Source organism: Pseudarthrobacter humi (assembly GCF_024294965.1).
Lineage (GTDB): Bacteria > Actinomycetota > Actinomycetes > Actinomycetales > Micrococcaceae > Arthrobacter > Arthrobacter humi.
Map to the genome: position 1 here is coordinate 176,408 of NZ_JANCLV010000003.1, position 21,736 is coordinate 198,143.

At 65.0% G+C, this 21,736-nt stretch carries 18 protein-coding genes; 7 read left to right on the forward strand and 11 right to left on the reverse strand.

The annotated features are described in order from the left end of the window. Positions 1 to 9: 9 nt before the first annotated feature. The 4 genes from NFC73_RS06090 to NFC73_RS06105 all read right to left on the reverse strand — a co-directional run bounded on the left by NFC73_RS06090 (position 10) and on the right by NFC73_RS06105 (position 5,254). Positions 10 to 870 carry an ATP-binding cassette domain-containing protein gene (locus NFC73_RS06090; protein ID WP_254748492.1) on the reverse strand — a complete coding sequence of 287 codons (861 nt, stop codon included), beginning with the start codon at positions 868 to 870 and terminating at the stop codon, positions 10 to 12. Next, positions 867 to 2,717 carry a dipeptide/oligopeptide/nickel ABC transporter permease/ATP-binding protein gene (locus tag NFC73_RS06095; protein WP_254748494.1) on the reverse strand — a complete coding sequence of 617 codons (1,851 nt, stop codon included), beginning with the start codon at positions 2,715 to 2,717 and terminating at the stop codon, positions 867 to 869. The genes NFC73_RS06090 and NFC73_RS06095 overlap by 4 nt, the downstream gene beginning before the upstream one ends. After that, positions 2,714 to 3,655: an ABC transporter permease gene (locus NFC73_RS06100; RefSeq protein WP_254748496.1), complete on the reverse strand. Its 942-nt coding sequence runs from the start codon at positions 3,653 to 3,655 to the stop codon at positions 2,714 to 2,716. The genes NFC73_RS06095 and NFC73_RS06100 overlap by 4 nt, the downstream gene beginning before the upstream one ends. Before the next feature lie 75 nt (positions 3,656 to 3,730). Continuing rightward, positions 3,731 to 5,254: an ABC transporter substrate-binding protein gene (locus NFC73_RS06105; RefSeq protein ID WP_254748498.1), complete on the reverse strand. Its 1,524-nt coding sequence runs from the start codon at positions 5,252 to 5,254 to the stop codon at positions 3,731 to 3,733. Positions 5,255 to 5,438: 184 nt separating this feature from the next. Here NFC73_RS06105 and NFC73_RS06110 point away from each other — a divergent pair, with 184 nt between their 5' ends. Continuing rightward, positions 5,439 to 6,077 (forward strand): TetR/AcrR family transcriptional regulator, encoded by a 639-nt coding sequence (locus NFC73_RS06110; RefSeq protein ID WP_254748500.1) that lies wholly within the window; start codon positions 5,439 to 5,441, stop codon positions 6,075 to 6,077. A 25-nt stretch (positions 6,078 to 6,102) separates the two neighbouring features. On the opposite strand, the gene NFC73_RS06115 is transcribed toward NFC73_RS06110, so the two are convergent. The 6 genes from NFC73_RS06115 to NFC73_RS06140 form a co-directional block, all read right to left on the reverse strand. After that, positions 6,103 to 6,858: an SDR family NAD(P)-dependent oxidoreductase gene (locus NFC73_RS06115; RefSeq protein WP_254748503.1), complete on the reverse strand. Its 756-nt coding sequence runs from the start codon at positions 6,856 to 6,858 to the stop codon at positions 6,103 to 6,105. A 59-nt stretch (positions 6,859 to 6,917) separates the two neighbouring features. Then, the gene (locus NFC73_RS06120; protein WP_254748506.1) at positions 6,918 to 8,828 is read right to left on the reverse strand and encodes a D-apionate lactonase family protein; all 1,911 of its coding nucleotides are present in this window, start codon (positions 8,826 to 8,828) and stop codon (positions 6,918 to 6,920) included. A gap of 171 nt (positions 8,829 to 8,999) precedes the next feature. Further along, positions 9,000 to 10,754 carry a DUF5605 domain-containing protein gene (locus tag NFC73_RS06125; protein ID WP_254748508.1) on the reverse strand — a complete coding sequence of 585 codons (1,755 nt, stop codon included), beginning with the start codon at positions 10,752 to 10,754 and terminating at the stop codon, positions 9,000 to 9,002. A 45-nt stretch (positions 10,755 to 10,799) separates the two neighbouring features. Further along, positions 10,800 to 11,684 carry a carbohydrate ABC transporter permease gene (locus NFC73_RS06130; protein WP_254748511.1) on the reverse strand — a complete coding sequence of 295 codons (885 nt, stop codon included), beginning with the start codon at positions 11,682 to 11,684 and terminating at the stop codon, positions 10,800 to 10,802. After that, entirely contained in the window at positions 11,684 to 12,649 is a 966-nt protein-coding gene (locus tag NFC73_RS06135; RefSeq protein ID WP_246848512.1) for a carbohydrate ABC transporter permease, read from the reverse strand. Before NFC73_RS06135 ends, NFC73_RS06130 begins: the two co-directional genes overlap by 1 nt. Positions 12,650 to 12,737: 88 nt before the next feature. Continuing rightward, a complete protein-coding gene (locus NFC73_RS06140) occupies positions 12,738 to 13,997 on the reverse strand; it encodes an ABC transporter substrate-binding protein (RefSeq protein ID WP_254748513.1) in 1,260 nt (419 codons plus the stop codon). Positions 13,998 to 14,393: 396 nt separating this feature from the next. On the opposite strand from NFC73_RS06140, the gene NFC73_RS06145 reads away from it, so the two are divergent. Then, complete coding sequence (locus NFC73_RS06145; protein WP_254748516.1) at positions 14,394 to 15,386, forward strand: LacI family DNA-binding transcriptional regulator; 993 nt, start codon at positions 14,394 to 14,396, stop codon at positions 15,384 to 15,386. 57 nt (positions 15,387 to 15,443) lie between these two features. On the opposite strand, the gene NFC73_RS06150 is transcribed toward NFC73_RS06145, so the two are convergent. Further along, the gene (locus tag NFC73_RS06150) at positions 15,444 to 16,187 is read right to left on the reverse strand and encodes a FadR/GntR family transcriptional regulator (protein ID WP_254748519.1); all 744 of its coding nucleotides are present in this window, start codon (positions 16,185 to 16,187) and stop codon (positions 15,444 to 15,446) included. Between the two features lie 208 nt (positions 16,188 to 16,395). On the opposite strand from NFC73_RS06150, the gene NFC73_RS06155 reads away from it, so the two are divergent. The 5 genes from NFC73_RS06155 to NFC73_RS06175 all read left to right on the forward strand — a co-directional run bounded on the left by NFC73_RS06155 (position 16,396) and on the right by NFC73_RS06175 (position 21,735). Next, complete coding sequence (locus NFC73_RS06155; protein ID WP_254748521.1) at positions 16,396 to 17,760, forward strand: MFS transporter; 1,365 nt, start codon at positions 16,396 to 16,398, stop codon at positions 17,758 to 17,760. A gap of 106 nt (positions 17,761 to 17,866) precedes the next feature. After that, positions 17,867 to 19,651 carry a dihydroxyacetone kinase family protein gene (locus tag NFC73_RS06160; protein ID WP_254748523.1) on the forward strand — a complete coding sequence of 595 codons (1,785 nt, stop codon included), beginning with the start codon at positions 17,867 to 17,869 and terminating at the stop codon, positions 19,649 to 19,651. Next, on the forward strand, positions 19,648 to 20,118 hold the full coding sequence (locus tag NFC73_RS06165; protein WP_254748524.1) for a ribose-5-phosphate isomerase: 471 nt from the start codon (positions 19,648 to 19,650) through the stop codon (positions 20,116 to 20,118). The genes NFC73_RS06160 and NFC73_RS06165 overlap by 4 nt, the downstream gene beginning before the upstream one ends. Then, positions 20,102 to 20,905, forward strand: coding sequence for a triose-phosphate isomerase family protein (locus tag NFC73_RS06170; RefSeq protein ID WP_254748526.1), 804 nt, complete (start codon positions 20,102 to 20,104; stop codon positions 20,903 to 20,905). Before NFC73_RS06165 ends, NFC73_RS06170 begins: the two co-directional genes overlap by 17 nt. Next, on the forward strand, positions 20,902 to 21,735 hold the full coding sequence (locus NFC73_RS06175; protein ID WP_254748527.1) for a sugar phosphate isomerase/epimerase family protein: 834 nt from the start codon (positions 20,902 to 20,904) through the stop codon (positions 21,733 to 21,735). The genes NFC73_RS06170 and NFC73_RS06175 overlap by 4 nt, the downstream gene beginning before the upstream one ends. Position 21,736: the final 1 nt, after the last annotated feature.

Consider the following 21,736-nt stretch of genomic DNA (forward strand, 5'->3'; position numbering starts at 1 on the left):
AACAGTTGGTCAGGCGGCGCCGGCTTGGAGATCCTGCTCCTGCTGGAGTTCCAGGAGCCGGAGCCTGTCTGCGCGGTGCTTGGCCTGCCGGTCGGGATCGGGGATGGGGGCGGCCATAAAGAGCCGCTGCGTGTACGGGTGCTCCGGTGCTCCGGTGACCTGTTCGCCGTCGCCCCATTCGACAATTTCGCCGTGGTACATCACTGCCACGCGGTGGCTGAGGTGCCGCACCACGGCGAGGTCGTGGGAGACGAAAAGGTAGGCAACGCCGGTGCGTTCCTGGATCTCGATGAAGAGTTCCATGACGCGGGCCTGGGTGGAGAGGTCCAGGGCCGAGACCGGTTCGTCGCAGACGATCAGCTTCGGATCCAGGGCCAGGGCGCGGGCGATGGCCACGCGCTGGCGCTGGCCGCCCGAGAACTCACGCGGCAGCCGGTGCGCGGCACCGTGCGGCAGCCGGACCTGGTCCAGCAGCTCGGCCACGCGCTTGTTGGCTGCCTGCCGGTCCACTTTCCGGACGGTGAGCGGCTCGGTGAGGATCTGTTCGATGGTCATGGACGGGTTCAGGGACGTATAGGGGTCCTGGAACACCACCTGGATCTCGTGGCTGAGTTCCTTGCGCTGGGCACGGCTGGCCCTGGAGATCTCCTGGCCGCGGTACTTGATGCTGCCGCCGGTGACGGGCGCCAGACCCAGCACGGCGCGGCCCAGGGTGGTCTTGCCGGAACCGGACTCGCCCACCAGGCCCACGGTCTCGCCCGGGCGGATGTCCAGGGAGACGCCCCTGAGCGCTTTGAACGGTGCGCGGCGGAAACCCTTGAGGGGATATTCGACCACGACGTCCTTGATGTCGAGCAGTGGCTCGGTCATGGCGTCACTCCTTTCAGTTCTTTGTGCCCACCGGTTGGAACCGCACCGGCGGTGATGTACTCCCCGCGGGGTGCGGTGTCTTCGAGGATGGCTGCCAGCAGCTGCCGGGTGTACGGGTGTTGGGCGTCGTTGAAGATGGCGCGGACGGGGCCGGTTTCCACCACGCGGCCGGACTGCATCACCGAGACCCGGTCGCAGAGATCGGCCACTACGCCGAAGTTGTGCGTCACCAGGATGACGCCCATGTTCAGCTCCGCCTGCAGTTCGCGGAGCAGGTTCAGGACTTCGGCCTGCACGGTGACGTCCAGGGCCGTGGTGGGTTCATCGGCGATCAGCAGGTCCGGTTCGCAGGACACGGCGCCGGCGATCAGGACGCGCTGGGCCATGCCGCCGGAGACCTGGTGCGGGTAGGAATTGAACGTACGTTCCGGGTTGGGGATGCCCACCTTGGCCAGCAGCGCGAGGGCGCGTTTGCGGGCTTCGGCTTTGGAGATTCCCAGGCAGACCCGCATGGGTTCCATCAGCTGGCTGCCGATGGTGAAGGCGGCGTCCAGGTTGGACATGGGTTCCTGCGGGATGTAGGCGATGCGCTTACCGCGGACCTTGGTCATCTCCTTCTCGGAGAGCCGTGCCAGGTCCTTTCCCTCGAAGAAGATGGAGCCGCCGGTGATGCGCCCGCCCTGCGGCAGGAGCCGGAGGATGGAGAAAGCGGTCTGGGTCTTGCCGGAACCGGATTCGCCCACCAGGCCGTGGACTTCGCCGCGGCGGACGGCCAGGCCAACGTGGTTCACCACGTGGGTGGTGGAACCGTCGGGCTGGTCGTAGCCGACGCCCAGGTCAGTGACTTCCAGGAGCAGCTCGCCGACTGTCTTGGTGGCTCCGGCCGGCTCTTCGGGATGGACGACGGCGGCCTCGCCGCGTTTCGCTGCGGCCTCGGCAACCGCGGTGGCGGCGTCGGTGGTGGCAGCCTTGCGGCGCTTGACGGGCCCCCGGCTGCGTTCCAGTTCATCGCGCATGGCGTTGGCCAGTAGCGTCAGGGCGATGCAGACGAGCCCGATGATCAGGGCGGGCCACAGGACCAGCGTTGGCGACTTGAAGATGTTGATGAAGCCGTCGTTGAGCATGCTGCCCCAGGTGGGGATGTTGAGGTCGCCCAGGCCCAGGAATTCGAGGCCTGCCTGGATGGCAATGGCAATGCCCAGGATCATGGCGGACTGGATGATGACGGGCGCCCGGACCACTGTGAGGATATGGCGGCCGATGATCCGGAAATCGCTGAGTCCGGAGACTCGGGCCGCGTCCACATACAGTTCGTTGCGGACGGCGGTCACCGAGGCGTAGACCAGCCGGAAGTAGGCGGGCGAGAGCATGATGCCGAAGATCATCATGGACAGCCACATGGACGGGCCAAGGACTGCACGGGCGGCCAGCAGTACCACCATGCCGGGAAGGGCCATCAGCAGGCCGGTGAGCCAGGAAGCTGCGGAGTCGAACCAGCCCCCGTAGTAGCCGGCGATCAGGCCGCCGGTAACGCCCAGCACCAGAGCCACCACGAGGGCAACCAGTGCCCCGGCGAGGCTGAACTGGCCGGCGAAGAGCAGCCGGCTCAGGACGTCGCGGCCGGCACTGTCGGCACCCAGCAGGTGCTCGGATCCGGATTTGGCGAGCACATCCTGCAGGCTGGCGGTGCTGGGATCATGGGTGGCGAGCAGTGGCGCCAGGATGGAGGCAAGTGCCACGATCAGCAGGACCAGCAGCGATGCCGCGCCGGTGGGGTTGGTCAGGAGCTTGCGGAACAGGGAAACCTTGGCTGCCGTGACGGGCAGTGCGATGGGAGTTTCGATCATGACAGCCGAACTTTCGGATTGAGCCAGCCCTGCGCGAGGTCGATGATGAGGTTGACGGTCACCACGATGGCGGCAGTCGCGACGACGACTCCCATCACGACCGGGATGTCGCCCTGGCCGGTGGCGGTGACGGTGATCTGCCCGAGACCGGGCAGCGCGAAGATCTGTTCCACAATGACGGCACCGCCGAGCAGGCCGATGAACTGCACGGCCAGCACAGCGAGGGCGGGGCCGCCGGCGTTGCGCAGCACGTGCTTGTAGACAACGCGGTTGAAGGACAGGCCGCGGGCGCGGAGCGTCCGGACGTAGTCCTGGCGGAGCGCGTCAATGAGGGAACCGCGGACCTGCTGGACGATCGCCGCGATGCAGCCGATGGAAAGGGCGATGATCGGAAGGGTGACGGTGGCTGCCCAGCCGCCGAACGACGTCGTAAGGGGGACGTAGCCGGTGGCCTTGAACCACTTGAGGTTCAGGGCGAAGAGGGACACAAGCCCCAGGGCGATGAGGAAGCCCGGGATGGCGTGGCCCAGGACGCCGACGAGCTGCGCCACCCGATCCACCGTGCCGCGGCGGACAGCGGCCAGGACGCCGAGAACCACGGAGATAACCGCCGCGATGATGGTGGCGCCGAGGACCAGGGAGAGGGTCACGGAGACACGGCCGGTGACGCCGGCGGTCACCAGCTGGCCGTTGAACCAGGACCGGCCAAGATCGCCGGTCAGGGCGCTGGTGAGCCAGTCCCAGTACTGGACCAGGAGCGGGCGGTCCAGGCCCAGCTGGCTGGCTTTCAGCGCAACCTGGGCATCGCTGGCGGTGGGTCCCACGATGCGGCGGGCGATGTCGCCGCCGCCGGCATACAGCAGCAGGTAGGCGACCGTAGTGATGACGAACAGCAGGAGGACACCGGAAAACAGGCGCCGCAGCACGAATCGGTACATTCGAAAATCCTTAGGGAAGGTTCCTGGGCTGCCGGACCGGACCGCTGTTGTGCGGCCCGGTCCGGAAGCTGTCCGCTAGGAGGCGGGGGTGAAGGACCAGAGGAACGGGTAGGCGTTGCCCGTCTGGACCTCGACGTTGGTCTTGGCGTCGGTCACGAAACTGGACTGCGGGCGGAACCACGGGGCGAACCAGGCCTGCTCCACGATGTACTTGTTCAGTTCCTTGGCCGCTGACTTCTGCTCGTCCGCGGAGCCGACGTGGATCTTGTTGACCAGTTCATCCACCTTGGGATCCTCGTAGTTGTACGGGTTCCACGGGGCGTTGGGAGTGAGCTTCATGTTGATCAGCTGCCAGTCGGACTGCTGCTCCAGGATCATGTAGCTCACGCCGTACTTCGGGGCCAGGAGGTCGGCGATGAAGTTGTTGCCGGTATCGGTGAACTCCGCAGTGATGCCCACATCCTTGAGCTGCTGGGTGATCAGCGCCGGAATGGTGTTGCCCAGAAGGGCGGAGGACGGCAGCGTCAGGGTCAGGCCGCTGGCGTAGCCGGCCTCGGCCAGCAGTGCCTTGGCCTTGGCGGGGTCGTAGGCGTAGCGGGAATCCAGTGACTTGTCATAGGCGTCCGACGACGGCGGGAACACCTGGGCGGTCTGCTCGCCGTGGCCCTGGCCGATGGACGCCAGCAGCGCCTTTGTATCGAACGCGTAGTTGAGGGCCTGGCGGACGCGGACGTCCTTGAGTGCCGGGTTGGTGGTTCCGGCGCGGTCGAAGATCAGCAGGCCGGACCAGTTCAGCTGGAGCGGGTTAACCTTATAGCCGGCAGCCTCGATCTCCGTGAGCGTGTTGTTGTCAATGGTGTTGGCGCCGTTCAGGGTGCCGGACTTGATGGCGTTCAGCAGGGACGTCTGGTCGAGGTAGACGTTCAGGACCAGCTGGTCGTAGTGGACCAGGTCCTTGGCCCAGTAGTCCGGGTTGCTCTTGTACGTGTAGGAGGTGCCGGTGACGGTGGCGGCCGTGTCCAGGATGTACGGTCCGGAACCCACGGGGTTGGTGGCGATGTCCGCGTTGGCGAAGGAGGCCGGGCTTTGCATAAACGACGCGTCCTTGGACAGGTAGTTCAGGAACGCGGGATCCGGGGCGGAGAGGGTCAGTTCCAAAGTGGTGGCGTCGACGGCCGTGGCTGTCTTCAGGGCCGCCAGGAACTGGGCATCCGGGGAGGTTCCGGCCTTGAAGCGCTCGAGGTTCTGTTTGGCGGCGTCGGCGTTGAAGGCCGTCCCGTCGGTGAACTTCACGTCGTCGCGCAGCTTCAGGGTCAGGACAGTCTTGTTGTCGTTGTACTTCCACTCCGTCGCCAGCATGGGCACCAGCGTGCCGTCCGGCTCCATGCGGAGCAGTGTGTCGTAGACGGCCTGGTAGAACGGCGAGAGGTTGGCGAACTCGGACTGGCTGGCATCGAACGTCTTGGGCGACTGGATGGCGCCGAGGGTGAGGGTTTGTGAGGACTGTTCTGCGGAGGCATCTCCACCGGCGGAGCAGCCGGCGAGGCTCAGGGCTACGGCGGCAACAACGGCGGCCATTCGCTTGGATCGGAACATCATTGGTCCCTTTCACGGTCAGTGGCGGTCCACCATGGACTGCCATTGGGAAAGACCGTAACATGAAAACCTAGTGGGTACTAGGTTTTTATTTCCCAATTTTGAATCGTCACGAAATGTGACGCCACCCACAGCGGTTGACCAATTGGTTTCAAGCGCACAGGAACGAGCTTGTTAGGGTTACGTGATGACTGACACACCAGCCGGCGCAGTGGCTGAAGCGCCACGGCGGGGCCGTCCGCGGGGCAGCTACGCTAAGACCGAGGCCCGCCGGCAGGAGATCCTGACCGCCGCCTTTGAGGTGTTTTCGACGTCGGGCTACCGCGCCGGGTCGCTGAAGGACGTGGCGGACAAAGTGGGGCTGAGCCAGGCCGGCCTGCTGCATCACTTCCCCAGTAAGGAGGCCCTGCTGGAGGCGGTGCTGACACTGCGTGACGAGGACTCAGTGGTCCGCACGCGGTCCCTGACCACCAAGGGGATCGAGATGCTGCGCGGCCTGGTGGAGCTCACGCACTACAACACCACCATTCCTGGCCTCGTCGCCCTCTACTGCGTTCTCTCGGCTGAGGCCACAGACCCGGACCACCCGGCCCACGGCTACTTCCAACGGCGCTACGCGTGGGTGCGCGGCACCATGACCGAGGCCTTCGCGGAGATGCAACGGCTCAGCCAACTCCGGCCGGGCATCGTTCCCGCCGCCGCTGCCCGCCAGCTCGCGGCCCTGATGGATGGCCTGCAAGTGCAGTGGCTGCTGGACAACGGGTCCGTGGATATGCCGGCCGAAGTGGCAGCGTTCCTCGAAGCCATCACCACGGAAAAGTTCTAAGCCGAAGCGTCACAGCGCCGTTCCCCTACAGCGCTGTCAGGCCGCCGTCCACGGTGAAGAGTCCCCCGGTGGCGTAGGAGGAGTCGTCGCTGGCGAGGAACACCATGATCCCCGCCACGTCCGCCGCGGTGCCGGGCCGTCCCAGCATGGTGGAGTCCACCAGGCCCGCGCGGCTGACGGGGTCGTCCGCGATGGCCTGCACCAGCGGCGTCTCGGTGTAGCCCGGGACCACGGTGTTGACGCGGATCCCGGCCTGCGCGTAGTCCGCCGCCACCACGCGGGCCAGGCCGTGGACCCCGGCCTTGGAGCTGGTGTACGCCGTGAACGTCTGGCCGCAGCCCACCACGGCGGTGGGACTCCCGGTGCAGATGATGGAGCCGCCGCGGCCTTCCATGGCCCGGACGGCGTGCTTGAGGGTCAGGAAGGCGCCGCGCTGGTTGATGCTGACGGTCTTTTCCCAGACCGCAAGATCCAGTTCACCCACCTTGGCATCCTGGCCGAACAGCTGCACTCCGGCGTTGGCCACGACCACGTCCAGCTGCCCGTCTCCGGCCATGGCGGCGTAGGCAGCGGCCACGCTGTCCTCGTCCGAAATGTCCATATGCAGGGCCCGGGCCCGCGGGGAGGCTGTGGCCTCGGCGGCCTGTTCGGCAGCCGCCATGTTGATGTCGGCAAAGTAGACCGTGGCCCCCTCGGCCACGAACCGTTGGGCCACGGCCAGGCCGATGCCCGATCCGGCCCCGGTGACCAGGGCTGTTTTTCCTTCAAGACGCAGACCCATGGGGTCTCCTTTCGTTGGTGTGACACCGCCCCCGGGGCGGCGAAAATGTGGTCCGCAGTTCAGCGGACGGCAGGAAAGCGGACAACGCCGGCGGACCAGGGTCCCAGGGTGAGCCGCCCACCGGCCGGCCCGCCGTCGTCGGCAGTGAAGGCCATGGCCGAACCCCGGTCCTGCCCGAAAACCCCGCATTCACCGTCAGCGGCGGCCGTGCCGTCCGGAAGCTGTATACCCACCTCCAGGGCGGAGGCAGAGAGATTCCCGGCAAAGAGGGCCAGTCCATGGGACGTCACCACGGGATAGAGGGTCAGCGAAGATGGCCCCCTGTCATGGACCGACAACACCTCGCTGCCCCGGAGGGCGGCGACCTCCTTCAGGAGTTCGCCGGCTGGATTGAGCCGGCCACCGGCGTCGGAAATTCCCCTCGGACCTGAAGCCTCGAAGTAGGTAACGGATTCCACCCCGTCCAGCGTCAGGGCATCGATGCTGGCCAGGGTCCAGGCCGCGGCAAAGGGTTCGGCCTGAAGTTCATCCGCTTCGGCCTCGGGGGCCGCGCCTGATGTGGACACGGCGTTGAAGCGCGGCAACAGGGTCACCGGCCCCACATGCACGGGCCTCCCGCCGCCCAGCCGGAGTGCGTTCTGTGCCACAAGCCGCTGCATGGGAACGGTGTCGATAATGTGCGTGGCCTCGGTGCTGTGCATCTGCGGCGTGAGGCTGAACGTCAGGGCATCAGAGTCCGACGGCGTACGGCCGCTGTTGCGGTTGAGTTCCGTGAAGTGCGAACGGACACCGGCAAGGAGCTCTCCACGGAACCCTGCGGCATGAAGGGCGGACTTGAGCTCCGGCCAGCTGCCCGGCTCGGTCATCTGGCTGGCCGGATGGAAAACGGCCAGCCGCTTGGCCCGGGAAAGGTAGGGGGCGAGCTCCGCCACCGCAGCCGCGGGGTCAGCTGCAACGGCCCGGATGTCCAGGCCCGCGCCATGGACGGCAGCCTCATCCGCGGCAGCCTCCAGCCGGGCAGCCCAGCCGGACCGCGGCCTGTCGCCGGGCTCGTCAGCGAGTTCCAGCAGGACCGCATCAAGTCCGGTCAGCGGGGAAAGCCCTCCGGAGTGGGGTGCTGCACCCACGGCCAGCCGGGGAACGCGGGCGGCCACAGCGCCCAACGCTACGGTCTTCGGCAGCTCCAGGGCGGCGGTGTTCGGATTGTCCGTAGCCAGATCGGCGGCGTCCAGAGTGGCGGCGTCCACGTTGGCAGCCGCCAGGCGCACCACGTGCCGTACCGTATTCCCCGCCGCAACGTCCACGGGGAAAGGCCGCGCCAGCGGCGTGCTGTACGTCTTGAACGAACCGTCGGTCCAGTTTCGCTGGTCCTCAGTCTCGAAGACATCGCCGGTGAACGACAGCCGGAAGGCGGTCCCGTCGTCGGCCCATTCGAGGGCGGCGACGTCCATAAACGGCTGGTGCGGGCTGATGTCGCGCGGGAACCGCGCGGCCGTGCGGCCGCCGTCGGGATGCTCCACGGTGATGTCCCGTCCGGCGTCGGCAGGCGGATGCAGCACCACCAGGCCGATCCTGTTGCTGCGGAACGCATGGACGGCCTCGCCTTCGAACGCAATCTCCACGGCCGCAGGGGTGAAGTCTGCCGTCAGGCGGCCGTCATATTCCACGCCATAGCCGGCAAAGCGGACGGTCCACCGCGCCTGCAGGCACTCGTTATCCTGGGTGACCTCAAGGGTACGGACGGCCGGCTGGGGTGTCTGCCAGTCCTGGTCCCGGACCACGGCCTTGACCGCCCGCAGCACGGGGCGTCCAAGGTAACTGATGTGGGCCAGTTCGTCGCCCACCAGCTCGGCGGACCAGGGTCCTGCGGACAGCGCCCGGCGGGCGGGTGCCAGGCGTGACGGTGCCGGGCGTGACGGTGCCGGGCGGGACACTCCGGGTTCGTCATACTGAAAGGGCTGGAAAGTCACGTCGCTACTCTCTGCCGGCCCGGCTGCTGTGGCCCGGGTAAGCGGCTTGTCTAGTGCCAACTCAAAGATGGCCTGGGAGTCAGGCCACCTCCGATTATGGAATCACAGGGGGATGGATGGGACGTCAACGGCCGGAGGGAAGGAGCGCAACCCCTGGCCGTTGAATAGCCGTCAAGCCACAGCGCGCAGCCGTACGGCGATGTACTGCCGGCCCGGTAGTTCGATGCGGAAGCGGCCTTCGAATGTGTCGGGAAGAGTTTCCACAGTCATGTTCCAGGTGTCGATCACGTCAATCTGGAACTCTATCCCCGGGGGCATGACAAATCGCCGGTACGTGGGCTGGTTGAAGCCGAAATAGATCAGTTCATATTCGTTCTTGATTCCGGCGCTGGGAGCATCCCAGTGGCCTGGCAGCGGCTCGAGGTGGCCTTCGGGGGCTGCCTCCATGATGCGTCGCAGGAATCCGATGCGGTCGGGGCTGGTGCCACGCAGCTTCCCACCCTTGGCCCACCAGAGGATGTCCTCGGGGTGGACATAGGTTTCGCCGTGTCCGACGTAACCGCCCCGGACCGCGCCTTCCCAGAACCGCCGGGTCATTTCCTCGCCGGTGATGTTTCCCCAGCCCTGGTCGATGTTCCCCTCGTAGGCGCATTCGTCGATGACGACAGGCTTCTGCCATTCCTGCCGCCACTGGGTGGTCATTTCGGCGGTCTTGTAGATGTCGAGCCGCTGGATGCTGCAGTGCGTAACCCAAGGACGTGAGTGGTCATACATCTCGCGGCAGTTGTGGATGGAGAGCAGATGGTGGGTTGGGTCGTTCTCCTGCACGATCGCAGCGAAACGTTCCCAATCCTCGATGGTCTTTTCGAACATGAGGTCAAACTCGTTGGCCAGGGCCCACCAGATATTGCGGTGTGAGGCCAGGCGCGCGGTGACGTATTTGACGTACAGATCATCGGCTGCGGGGCCCATTTTGGAGAAGCCCCACCGGTCATAGGCGTGGAAGAGGATCAGGTCAGCTTCGATGCCGAGTTCTTCGAGCTGGCTGATCCGCTTCTCCAGATGGCTGTAGTAGGCGGGGTTGGGACGGGTGTAGTCGAAACCGTCCTGAAGGTTCCCCTCGTAGGGGTAGATTTCAGGCTCGTTTTCGTTGAACAGGTAGGACTTAGGGAAGACGCACATGCGCATTTTGTTGAAGGGCCCGGCCTTCAGGGACTGGAGGGTCTGTTCTTCGAGGGCCTCGCCCTGGTGGGTCCAGACATAGGATGTCGTGCCGATGGGGAGGTAGGGCGTTCCGTCCTCGTAGGCGAAATGGAAGGTGTCGGCCACCTGGACCACTCCGCGGGAATCCGGCGAAGCCGCAGCCGCGGTGAAGCTTCCCGTGATGGCGTCCAGGGACGTGGCGTTGCTGCGGGTGGTGAAGGACCACTCCCCCTCAGCCGGGACGAGCAGGCGGATCCGGTAGGCGCCGTCGCCGTCGTAGAAACCGGGAACTGTCAGCGTCTCACCGTTGGTGGTGAAGTCAGCGGCCAGTTCAACGTCCGTGAACGGGTTTCCGTGTGAGGGGCCCTGCAGTGCGATCTCGTACTGCTGCCATTTGGTGCCCTCGGCGGGGAAGTCGGTCCGGGCGCTGCCTCGCTCGACCGATTCGGGCTCGTAGCCGGCTGCAGGTGCGTTGTGCCGGACTGACCGGTCAGGTGCGGGTGACGGCTGCAGTGCCTCGATTTTCGCGAGGATCTCGGCCTTCTTTGCCGGGTCGTTGCGCAGGGATTTCTCTGTGCCGAGGATCAGGCCGAGCTGGTAGTGGTACAGCGTGTGGAGCAGCGGGTTGGCCGCGAGTTCAGGAACGTCGTGCGCCAGGATCTCGTGTCCGGCGGGATCGCGCATGACCTCGAAGAGCGGAGTGGTTGCGGTGTAGGTCGCCATGATGGCCTTTCTGCGTTGAAAGTTTCGTAAAACGAGGGGGCGGGGTCAGCCCTTGACGGCGCCGCTGAACATACCCTCGACAAAGTAGCGCTGGAAGAGCAGATACACGATGAGGACCGGGAGAATCGACATGACAGTGAAGGCATTCAGCGGACCGTAGGAGCTGGTGAACTGGGACTGGAAGCCCTGGATGGCCAGCGGAATGGTCTGGGCTGCCTGGTCCTGCAGGATCACAAGGGCGATCGCGTACTCGTTCCAGGTGGCCACGAAGTCCAGGATGAACAGTGCAGCCAGGGCAGGCTTGGACAGGGGAAGGATGATCTGCCAGAACAGCCGCCAGTTGCCGCCGCCGTCCACTCGGACGCTTTCGTCGATTTCCTTCGGGATGGCGCTGAAGAACCCATGCAGGATGAAGATCTGAATGGGCAGGCCGAATCCGATGTACGGGAGGATCACGCCGATCGGGCTGTTGAGCAGGCCCATGTCCAGGATCGTCTTGAACAGCGGTCCCAGGGCTACCTGGATCGGAACCATGGATCCAAGGGCGAACGCCCCCAGCAGCAGCTTGCTGTGCTTGAAACGGATACGGGACAGGCCGAAGGCAGCGGCGGCCGAGAACAGCAGGCCCAGGGGCACCTTGATCGCGGCGATGAGAAGGCTGTTGCCGCCGGCGGTGAGGAGGTTCCCGGTTTCCAGCGCCTCGGAGTAGTTCTCCCACTCAGCCGCGGTGGGAAGGGAGAACGATGAGGTGCTGAAGATCGCGGCTTCTGACTTCAGCGATGTAAACATCACGAAGATCAGGGGCATGGCCCAGATGACCATGGTGACGGCCAGAGCGAGCCACAGCCCGATCCTTACGTAGTCGACGTTGCGGCGTGGACGGGATGTTCCGTCGGCGTGCTTGGCGCGCCCGAGAGTCAGGGTGCTCATCAGTCTTCGTTTCCTTTGGTGGACCAGATCAGGTAGGGGATGACAAGGACAAGGGTGACGGCGAGCAGCACCGTGGCTATAGCGTTGCCCATGCCGAAGTCGTGCTGCAGGAAGGACTGGGAGTAGGACCACAGAGCCAGTACCTGCGAGGACTGCGCGGGGCCGCCGCCGGTCATGCCGACCACGAGGTCAAAGACCTTGATGGAGTGCACGATGGTCAGCACCATGACGACCACGACCGTGGGGCGGAGGGCGGGAAAGGTCACGTGCCGGAAGACCTTCCAGCTGGTTGCGCCGTCCAGACGGGCCGCTTCGACAAGTTCCTTGGACACACTTTGCAGGCCGGCAAGGAAGAGGACCATGTTCAGCCCGGCGATCTGCCAGACGAAGGCGGCAAAGATAGCGTAGATGGCCAATTTGGGGTCGCTGAGGAAGGTCACACCCGAGCCATCGCCGAGGTGCCAGGCTTTGGCGAGCTCTGAAAATACCCCGTAGTTGGGGTTGTACATCCAGCGCCACATGTTCGCGATGGCGATCGGGGCCAGGACTCCGGGGATGTAGAAGACAGAGCGGAAGAGATTCCGTCCAAAGATCGGACGGTTCAGGGCCAGGGCCATCGCCAGGCCCAGGGTGGTCGGAATTACCAGGGAGAGCAGCACCCAGATGATGGTGTTCTGCATGGCTGTCCAGAACACCGGGTCCTGGGTGAAGAGACGGACGTAGTTCTGGAACCCGACGAACACCTGCGGGTCGGCGTTGAAGCCAGACCACTCGTACAGGCTCAAGCGCACGGCGCTGACCATCGGGCCGATGACGAAGACAACGTATGCGGCCAGGGCAGGCGCGAGGAACGGCAGTGCCGCGATGAAACCACCTTTGGTGAGGCGTTTCAGAAGAGGCTTTTTCGGAATTTTCCGGGGCGCGGGCACCTGCGTCTGGAGGGGCGCGGCTGTGAGCTTGGACAAGAGAGGTCGCCTTTGATCTTTGATCGGTTACGGGGCCAAAGAGGTGGGACTGCGCGGGACGCCCAGTCCCACCTCTTCAGCGGAGGAGCTATTTGCTCGAATCCAGGAACTTCTGGAACTCAGCCCCGGCCTTGGCCGGGTCCAGGCCGCCGGTGGCAACCAGGTTCTGGATGCGCCAGTACTCAGTGGTCTGGGACTGGGAGAGGTTCTGATCGTTGTTCATGTACAGGCCCTTTGCAGCGGCGAAGATGCCTTCCCAGGACTTGGTGAGTTCGTCCGTGCCCGTGGGTTTGACTTCCTTGTTCACCGACTGGGTCGAGAACTTGCCCAACGTTTCTTTCTGAACCGGAGTGGACATCATGAAGTCCAGGAACTTGGCCGCAGCATCAGCGTGCTTGCTGTCCTTGGTGATGTACATGGCCTGCTCGAAGCCGTACATGCGGCCAGTGCCGGTGGGCAGGGGGAACACGCCATAGTCCTCGGCCTTGGTGGCCTTGTCTTTGATCTGGGCGTTGAACCAGTCTCCTTCGAGGGCCATGGCGGCCTTGCCGTTGAAGAACAGCGAAGAGGCTTCGTCATTATTGATGCCGATGAATCCGGAGTTGAAGTAGTCCTTTGACCACTTCTGAAGGTTCGTGAAGGACTCCGTCACGCACTCTTCCTGGCCCCAATTTGCATGCTTGGTGACCAGCTTGTCGAACGTGTCAGAACCGCAGTAGCCCTCGAGGAAAGTGTCGAGCAGGCGCATGACGTGCCAGTTGACGGTACCGCCGAACTCGATCGGCGTGATGCCGGCGTCCTTGAGCTTCGCGGCTGCATCGTTCAGTTCATCCATGGTCTTCGGCACCTCAGCGATGCCGGCCTGTTCAAACAAAGCCTTGTTGTAGTACATCGCTTCACCGTTGAGCTTCCACGGAACCCCGTGGTAGCCGCCATACTGCGTAACCGGCCCAAGTGCGGCCTCCGTGAACCGCTCGGGCCACTTGTACTCGGTGTACTGGGCACTCAGGTCAGCACTGGCGCCGTTCTTTACCAACTCACCACCAAGACCCGGCCCAGCCCAGAAGTCATAGATGTCGGGAGCGGCCGCGGTACCGATAGAGGTCCGCAACGCATCCTTGTGCGCATCGACTGCACGGTTGGTCTTCTTGATCGTGATGTCAGGGTTGGCGGCCTGGAAATCCGTGATGATCTTCTCCTGCGCCGCCGCCGCTGACGGGGAGCTCGGGTTAATCACCCACCAGTCAAGCTGGGTTTTCCCAGAAGCATCGGATCCTGCACCGGCAGAGCAACCGGCCAGCACGGCAATGGCCGTAAGAGCAACAGCGCCTTTGGCAAGCAAACGCATCGTCGCGTCCTTTCGTAGGTTTATGTGAGGGTGCCTTCGTCAATTCGGCCGCCCCTTCGGAAAAGCGCGGATGTGATCTGGCCCATAAACGAGTATGTAGGGTTACGATAACTCAAGTCAACCGGTTGACCAATTAATCTTTGATTTGCTTACAGGGAACGGCGGCCGACATCGGCCCGGTGGCTACTGAGCGGAGGCCAAGCGGAATCGCGTCCGCAGCGGAAGCAAGCACCGTAGGTTATCGTAAACTTATTCTGAAGAGCCCAATCCAATGGGCTTCGTCACCCGAACCTCGCAGCAGCAACCGGCAGCACAAGCTGGGCCGCGTGGCAGACCGTGCATGGAGGTGGGAATTTGGTAAAGGCAAGACCGGCGGCGCGGCCAAGCATGGCGGACGTGGGGAGGCTGGCAAACGTCTCGACTCAGACGGTGTCCCGGTATTTCACCGGTGTTGGTTATGTGCGGACCGAGACGCGGGACCGGATCGCCGCTGCCATCGACGAACTTGGGTACGTACCAAATCAATCCGCCCGCACTCTCCGCACGAGCAGGACGAACTCCGTTGGGGTCTTAACCATGGGCGCTTTCAGCTACGGCAGCGCCGGCGTGCTCACCGGACTGGGACTTGCAGCCCGCGAGGCCGACGTTACCCTCACCATTGCCGCCCTTGATCTCGACTTCGAAGCGAAGAACTGGGAAGTCGAGGCGCGGCGCGCACTAACGCACTTCAAGTCCGCACAGGTTGACGGCATCGTTTTGTCGACACCGCTGCCAGGGATCGAGAATCTCCTCGCCGACTGGGACGAATCAACGCCCCTGATCACTGTTTCCGAGCTTCCGGGTACGGACGAAGGATCGGCGGGCACTCACTCGCACGCCGCCGGCTGGGAAGCGACCCACCACCTCATCGGGCTAGGCCACCGGGACATCCTGCACGTCGCCGGCCCCGCGACCCGCAATGAAGGACACGAGCGTGAACGTGGTTACCGCGACGCCATGCAAAGTGCCGGCCTCAGCCCTCGCGTGCTGAATGTTGCAAAGGACTGGTCCTCGATTTCCGGGTATCGCGCCGGGGAACTGGCGGATCCGGCCACGTTCACGGCTGTCTTCGCGGCCAACGACGAGATAGCCCTCGGCTTCATGAGTGCCTTGGAAAGACGGGGCTTCCGTGCACCCCAGGACTTTTCAATCGTTGGCGTTGACGACATGCCTGCAGCCGCCTTCTTCTCACCTCCGCTAACCACCATGCGCCTTGACTTCCGGGCACTGGGCATCGCGACTTTCAAGATGCTGCACCATCAGATCCTCACAGGAGAACGCGCCCAGCATTACGTCGTCGAGCCCGAGCTTGTGATTCGCAATTCGACCTCAGCCACCCAGCGGCCCTAGGCCCCGGCGCACCCGCAACTTTCTACGTGCAGCCAGCCCCGTCCAAATCGACGGAAGCTACTGCGATGCGTCGAAGCCAGCGAGCAGTCGCTTGGAAGCCGTCTGCATGTGTGAACGCATAGTCAGCGTCACGGCGTCGGGGTCCCGCGCTTCAAGGGCCGCAAAGATCTGTGAGTGTTCCGTCAGGGCCGCCGCCGCATGCCCCTCGTCGGTCAGCGCACGGTCCACCCAGATCCGCAGCAGGGACCGGATGCTCTGCAGCAGCTCCTGCAGAACCTGATTGCCCGAACTCTCGGCAATTTCGCGGTGAAACAAAGCGTCCGCCTCGACGAACGCGGCAAGGTCATCGAGGGTGTGGGCCATGGTTTCGAGGTTGCCGCGCATGCGGTCCAGCGCTTCGTTGGTAATCCGGTCGGCAGCCAGCTGCGCCGCCTGGACCTCCAGGCCGCTTCGCAGCTCCACCAGCTCTCGGGTCCGGGGCGCCCCAAGCATCAGGCCCCAGCTCAGCGTGCGGGGCAGGAGTTCGGAGATGCCGTCCCGGAGGTAGGTCCCTGAACCTGGGCGGACAATCACGATGCCCAGGATTTCCAGGGCTGCCAGCGCCTCCCTCACGGCAGACCTGCCGACGCCGAGGGACGCCGCGAGCTGGCGCTCCGCAGGAAGCCTGGTTCCGACGGCAATATCCCCGCTTGTGAAATAGGCCAAGAGGCGCTCGGCAACCTCCGACACAACAGAACCCTGCCCTACGGAGCCGAGGGCGGCACTGATTTTGGCCGCGGAGGCAGCGGAATTTAGGGTCACGGTCCAAGCCTAACAACCGGCTGACCAATTCGGCGGGATGGACCCGCGCGAAAAAGAACACGTCAACCGGTTGACCAATTTACAGATTAGTCCTATGGTAGAGATCACAGTCCTAGCCCATCCGGCAACCACTACTAGGCCAAGCCTCAAACCAGCCCCACGCCTCCAATGCAGGATTGCGCCGGGACATCAACATCTAGGAGTCAACGTGGACACCACACAATCGGTGGTCGAAAAATCTGCAATCAGGAAAGTGGCGATCCGGCTTGTTCCCTTCGTCGCCCTGATGTTCTTCATCAATTACCTGGACCGCACGGCAATTTCCTTTGCCGGTCCCAACGGCATGAATACGGACCTGGCCCTCTCGGCCGCCCAGTTTGGCTTCGCCTCCGGCGTCTTCTTCATCGGCTACATCCTGCTCGAGATTCCCAGCAACCTGGCACTGCACAAGTTCGGTGCGCGCCGCTGGCTCGCCCGCATCATGGTCAGCTGGGGCATCGTCTCCCTCCTCTTCACGTGGGTGGGCAACGTGGAACAGCTCTACATCCTGCGCTTCATCCTGGGCGTAGCAGAAGCCGGGTTCTTCCCCGGCGCCATCCTCTTCCTGAGCCTCTGGGTTCCGTCCCGCCACCGCAGCAAGATCCTCGCCCTCTTCTACTTGGCCCAGCCGCTGACCACCGTGATCGGTGCCCCGCTGGCCGGCCTCCTCATCCAGCAGCACGGCCTCTTCGGGCTTGAAGGCTGGCGCGTAATGTTCTTCGGCGTCGCCATCCCCGCCATCATCGTCGGCATCATCGCCTGGTTCTACCTCGCTGACTCCCCCGCCAAGGCCAAGTGGCTGACCGCCGAGGAAAAGACCTGGCTGACCGGCGCGCTGGAGAAGGAAAAGAAGGCAACGACCGCCAGCAACAAGCACGTCAGCGTCCGCACCGTGTTCGGCAACGGCCGGGTCTGGATGCTGTCCGCCATCTACTTCGGCTTCATCTACGGCCTTTACGCCCTCGGGTTCTTCCTGCCCACCATCATCGCCGGCTTCGAAGGCATCTACGGCGCCAAGTTCGATGTGCTCCAGAAGGGCCTCATCACCGCCATCCCGTACCTGCCGGCGGCATTCGCCCTCTACTTCTGGTCCAAGGACGCCACAAAGCGCGGCGTCAAGACCTGGCACATCGCCCTCCCCGCCCTTATCGGCGGCCTGAGCATCCCGCTGGCACTGTTCGCCGGCTCGCCGGCAGCAACGATCGCCGTCATCACCATCACGGCCATGTCGATCTTCGCGGCACTGCCCAACTTCTGGACCGTGCCCACCCAGTTCCTCACCGGCGCAGCGGCTGCTGCCGGCATCGCCCTGATCAACACCGTGGGCAACCTCGCCGGATTCAGCGCCGGGTACATCACCGGCTGGCTCAAGGACCTGACCGGCAGCTACACGGTACCGATGTTCGTCGTCGGCGGCTTTATGCTCCTGTCCTCCATCCTCATGGTGGTGCTGAGCCGCTCCGGCAAGGTCAGCGACGGAGTCCCGGCGGAAGCCCTGGACCCCGCAGGGGCCGGACACCACGCCGAGCCGTAACGGACCCGGAGGCGTCCCCCTCACCCGGGGACGCCTCCGCACCAATCCCACCCCGCACCCCCACCCCGAATCACGACTTCCCCGCAGTTAGGCCCAGGAGCTCCCCATGACACGCCTTTTCAATGAACCAGCAGCCTTCGCCGACGAGATGATCGAAGGCTTTGTTGCCTCCCACGGCCGCTGGGTGAAGCGTGTCTCGGGCGGCGTGGTCCGCAACACCAAGAGCACCCCGGACACGGTGGCGCTGGTGATCGGCGGCGGCTCCGGCCACTATCCGGCGTTCGCCGGACTGGTGGGACAGGGCCTGGCGCACGGCGCAGCGATGGGCAACCTCTTCGCGTCCCCGTCGGCGCAGCAGGTCTACAACGTATCGAAGGCCGCCAACAACGGCGCCGGCGTCCTGCTGGGCTACGGCAACTACGCTGGCGACGTCCTGCACTTCAACCAGGCCCAGGACCGCCTCCGCAAGGAAGGCATCGACTGCCGCAGTATCGCTGTCACCGACGACGTCTCCTCCGCCCCCCTGGCCGAACGCGCCAAACGCCGCGGCATCGCCGGTGACCTGACCGTCTTCAAGGTGGCCGCCGCCGCAGCGGAAGCCGGCTACTCCATGGACGACGTCGTCGCCATCGCCGAGCGCGCCAACGACCGCACCCGTTCCTTCGGCGTGGCCTTTACCGGCTGCACTCTGCCGGGCGCCGACCACCCCCTGTTCTCCGTCCCCGAGGGTCGGATGGCCGTCGGGATGGGTATCCACGGCGAACCCGGCATCGGCGAGACGGACATCCCGACGGCGGATGAACTCGCCGAACTCCTGGTTGCAAAGCTCCTCACCGAAATCCCGGATGGTTTGGAGACGAGCGGCGCCCGCGTGGTCCCCATCCTCAACGGCCTGGGCAGCGTCAAGTACGAAGAGCTCTTCGTGGTCTACCGCCGCGTCGCCCAGCTCCTGACCGAAGCCGGCCTGGAAGCCGTGGACCCTCAGGTGGGCGAACTCGTCACCAGCTTCGACATGGCCGGGACGTCCCTGACCCTGTTCTGGCTCGACGACGAACTCGAGACCCTCTGGAACGCCCCGGCCGACGCACCGGCCTTCCGCCGCGGAGCCGTGACGGCCGCCCTTGAGCCGAGCGACGCCGGCGAAGCGGCCGACGTCGAACTTTCCATTCCTGAGGCGACGCCGGAGTCCCGCGCCGGCGCCGTCCGCATTCTCGCCGCCCTCGGCGCCGCGAAAGCGGTAGTGGACGCCAACGCTGACGAACTGGGCAGGATCGATGCGATCGCCGGCGACGGTGACCACGGCATCGGCATGGAACGCGGAGTCGGCGCCGCCGTCGAGGCCGCAACGGACGCCGTCGCCCGCGGCGCCGGCGCGGCCACCACGCTGCACTTCGCCGCGGACGCCTGGTCCGACAGGGCAGGCGGCACGTCCGGAGCTCTCTGGGGCATGGCCCTGCGGGCCGTCGGTGACGCGGTCGGGGACACCAAAGCCCCCGACGCCGGAGCTGTCGCCGCCGGAGTCGCCGGCGCCGCAGCCGCGATCATGGACTTCGGCAAGGCCAAACCCGGGGACAAAACCCTGGTGGACGTCCTGGTCCCGTTCCGCGACGCCCTGGCAGCCGGAGTACAGGCCGGGCAGTCCCTGACCGACGCGTGGGGCGCCGCCGCCACCGTTGCGCAGCAGGCCGCCGACGACACCGCCGCGCTGCTGCCCCTGATGGGCCGCGCGCGCCCGCACGCCGAGAAGAGCCTCGGCACCCCCGACGCCGGAGCGGTCTCCATGGCCCTGATCGTCCGGGCCATCCACAACACCTTCGGCGAGAATTCCCCCGCCGGGAACACCCCCAGCCACAACACCCCCAGCATCAATACAGTCAAGGAGAACGCATGAGCGCCAAACTGCGCCTGGTCATCGGAGCCGACGACGCCGGATTCGACTACAAGGAAGCCCTCAAGGCTGACCTGGAGGCCTCCGACCTGGTCGAATCCGTGACCGACGTCGGAGTGGACGCCACCAGCCACACCCCCTACCCGTCCGTGGCCATCGCCGCCGCCGAACTCATCGCCGCCGGCAAGGCCGACCGTGCCCTGCTGGTCTGCGGCACCGGTCTCGGCGTCGCCATCGCCGCGAACAAGGTCCCCGGCATCCGCGCCGTCACCGCGCACGACAGCTACTCGGTTGAACGTTCCATCCTCTCCAACAACGTCCAGGTCCTCACCTTCGGCCAGCGCGTCGTCGGCCTGGAACTGGCCCGCCGCCTCGCCAAGGAATGGCTCACCTACACCTTCGACGAAAGCTCGGCTTCGGCCGAGAAGGTCACACTGATTAAGGACTATGAGGGTGTCACTTCCTGCTAAGAAACCGAAAGCCATCATCGGTGTCAGCCTGAAGATGTACTTCGGCTACCAGCGCTCGGTGGACTACTGCCGCGACGTGGCCGGCATCGCGTTCGCGCACCCGGCCATCCAGGGCGGCGACATTGAGCTGTTTGTCTTGCCCACTCTCCCGGTCCTTCCCGAAGCTGCCCGCATCCTGGGCACTGCAGGAGCCGCCGCGGGTGCCCAGGACATCTTCTGGGAAGACGAAGGGGCGTTCACCGGTGAAGTGGGCGGGAAGACCGTGGTGGAGCTCGGCGGACGCTACGCCGAGGTGGGCCACGCCGAACGCCGGCGGATCTTCGGCGAAGATGACACGGTCATCGGGCTGAAGACGGCCGCCGCCTACCGCAACGGCCTCACGCCCATCCTGTGCGTCGGGGAGCTTCACGCCGGTTCGCCGGAAGAGGCTATCGCGCAGTGCACCGCCGAGATTGATGCCGCCCTGAACCGCGCCCAGTCGCTGGGACCCATAGGCCGGACCATCGTGGCGTACGAACCGCAGTGGGCCATCGGCGCCCCGGAACCCGCAACCCCGGACTACATCAGCGCCGTCATCGCCGGGCTGGACGCGCACCTGCGCGCCCTGCCCGGCCAGGCGGACAGCCGCGTGATCTACGGCGGCAGCGCCGGACCCGGCCTGATCACCAAACTGGACTCCGCCGTGGCCGGCCTGTTCCTGGGCCGCTTCGCCCACGACCCGAAGGCGCTGAAGACCATCCTGGACGAGACGGCCGCACGGCTGACAGCAGCGGAGGTGACGGTATGAGCCGCGTCGGCCAGGGCTCACGGATCGGAGTTGGCTCACGGATCGGCCTGAGCAGCTACGCGTTCTTCTGGCAGCTCTCGGACAAGGTCAGCGAACCGCTTAGCATCCACCAGGCGCTGGAGCGGACGGCGGAACTCGGCGTGGACCTGTTCCAGGTCTGCGACTACGCCCCGCTGGAAGCCATGACGGACACCGAACTGGCAGCCGTCCGGGCAACAGCTGACCGGCTGGGCATCTCCCTGGAGCTCGGCACCAAGGGCATCCGCCCTGGGCACCTGCGGAAATTCCTGCGCATCGCCGGGATCCTGGGCTCGCCCCTGCTGCGGACCATGTTCAACGTCCCGGGCCACACCCCGACGACGGAGGAAGCCGTGGCCATCTTCAAGGAGGTCCTGCCGGAGTTCGAAGCCGCCGGGGTCAAGATCGCGGTGGAAACCTACGAACAGGTTCCCACCTCCCGGATCCTGGACGTGATCCGCGGAGTGGACAGACCATACCTTGGCATTTGCAGCGACCCGGCCAACACGGTCGCGGCGCTGGAGATGCCGCGCGAGGTGATTGACGCCGTCGCGCCTTACGTCCTGAACATGCACGTCAAGGACTTCGCGTTCAGCCGCAAGGACGGCTGGGTCGGGTTCACCTACGCCGGAGCGCCGCTCGGCGAAGGCCTGCTCGACTACGACTACATGGTCAGCAAATTCCAGCCCCACCAAAGAAGCATCAACCAGATCGTCGAACACTGGCTGCCGTGGCAGGACTCCAAAGCGGAAACCATCCGCCTCGAAAACCAGTGGACCAAACACAGCATCGAATACCTAAGGAGCAAGTGAA

Bases quoted from the DNA above. Each gene is read 5' to 3' on its own strand.
- NFC73_RS06090 (WP_254748492.1), bottom strand. From the start codon at position 870: ATGACCGAGCCACTGCTCGACATCAAGGACGTCGTGGTCGAATATCCC.
- NFC73_RS06095 (WP_254748494.1), bottom strand. From the start codon at position 2,717: ATGATCGAAACTCCCATCGCACTGCCCGTCACGGCAGCCAAGGTTTCC.
- NFC73_RS06100 (WP_254748496.1), bottom strand. From the start codon at position 3,655: ATGTACCGATTCGTGCTGCGGCGCCTGTTTTCCGGTGTCCTCCTGCTG.
- NFC73_RS06105 (WP_254748498.1), bottom strand. From the start codon at position 5,254: ATGATGTTCCGATCCAAGCGAATGGCCGCCGTTGTTGCCGCCGTAGCC.
- NFC73_RS06110 (WP_254748500.1), top strand. From the start codon at position 5,439: ATGACTGACACACCAGCCGGCGCAGTGGCTGAAGCGCCACGGCGGGGC.
- NFC73_RS06115 (WP_254748503.1), bottom strand. From the start codon at position 6,858: ATGGGTCTGCGTCTTGAAGGAAAAACAGCCCTGGTCACCGGGGCCGGA.
- NFC73_RS06125 (WP_254748508.1), bottom strand. From the start codon at position 10,754: ATGGCGACCTACACCGCAACCACTCCGCTCTTCGAGGTCATGCGCGAT.
- NFC73_RS06130 (WP_254748511.1), bottom strand. From the start codon at position 11,684: ATGAGCACCCTGACTCTCGGGCGCGCCAAGCACGCCGACGGAACATCC.
- NFC73_RS06140 (WP_254748513.1), bottom strand. From the start codon at position 13,997: ATGCGTTTGCTTGCCAAAGGCGCTGTTGCTCTTACGGCCATTGCCGTG.
- NFC73_RS06160 (WP_254748523.1), top strand. From the start codon at position 17,867: ATGACACGCCTTTTCAATGAACCAGCAGCCTTCGCCGACGAGATGATC.
- NFC73_RS06165 (WP_254748524.1), top strand. From the start codon at position 19,648: ATGAGCGCCAAACTGCGCCTGGTCATCGGAGCCGACGACGCCGGATTC.
- NFC73_RS06175 (WP_254748527.1), top strand. From the start codon at position 20,902: ATGAGCCGCGTCGGCCAGGGCTCACGGATCGGAGTTGGCTCACGGATC.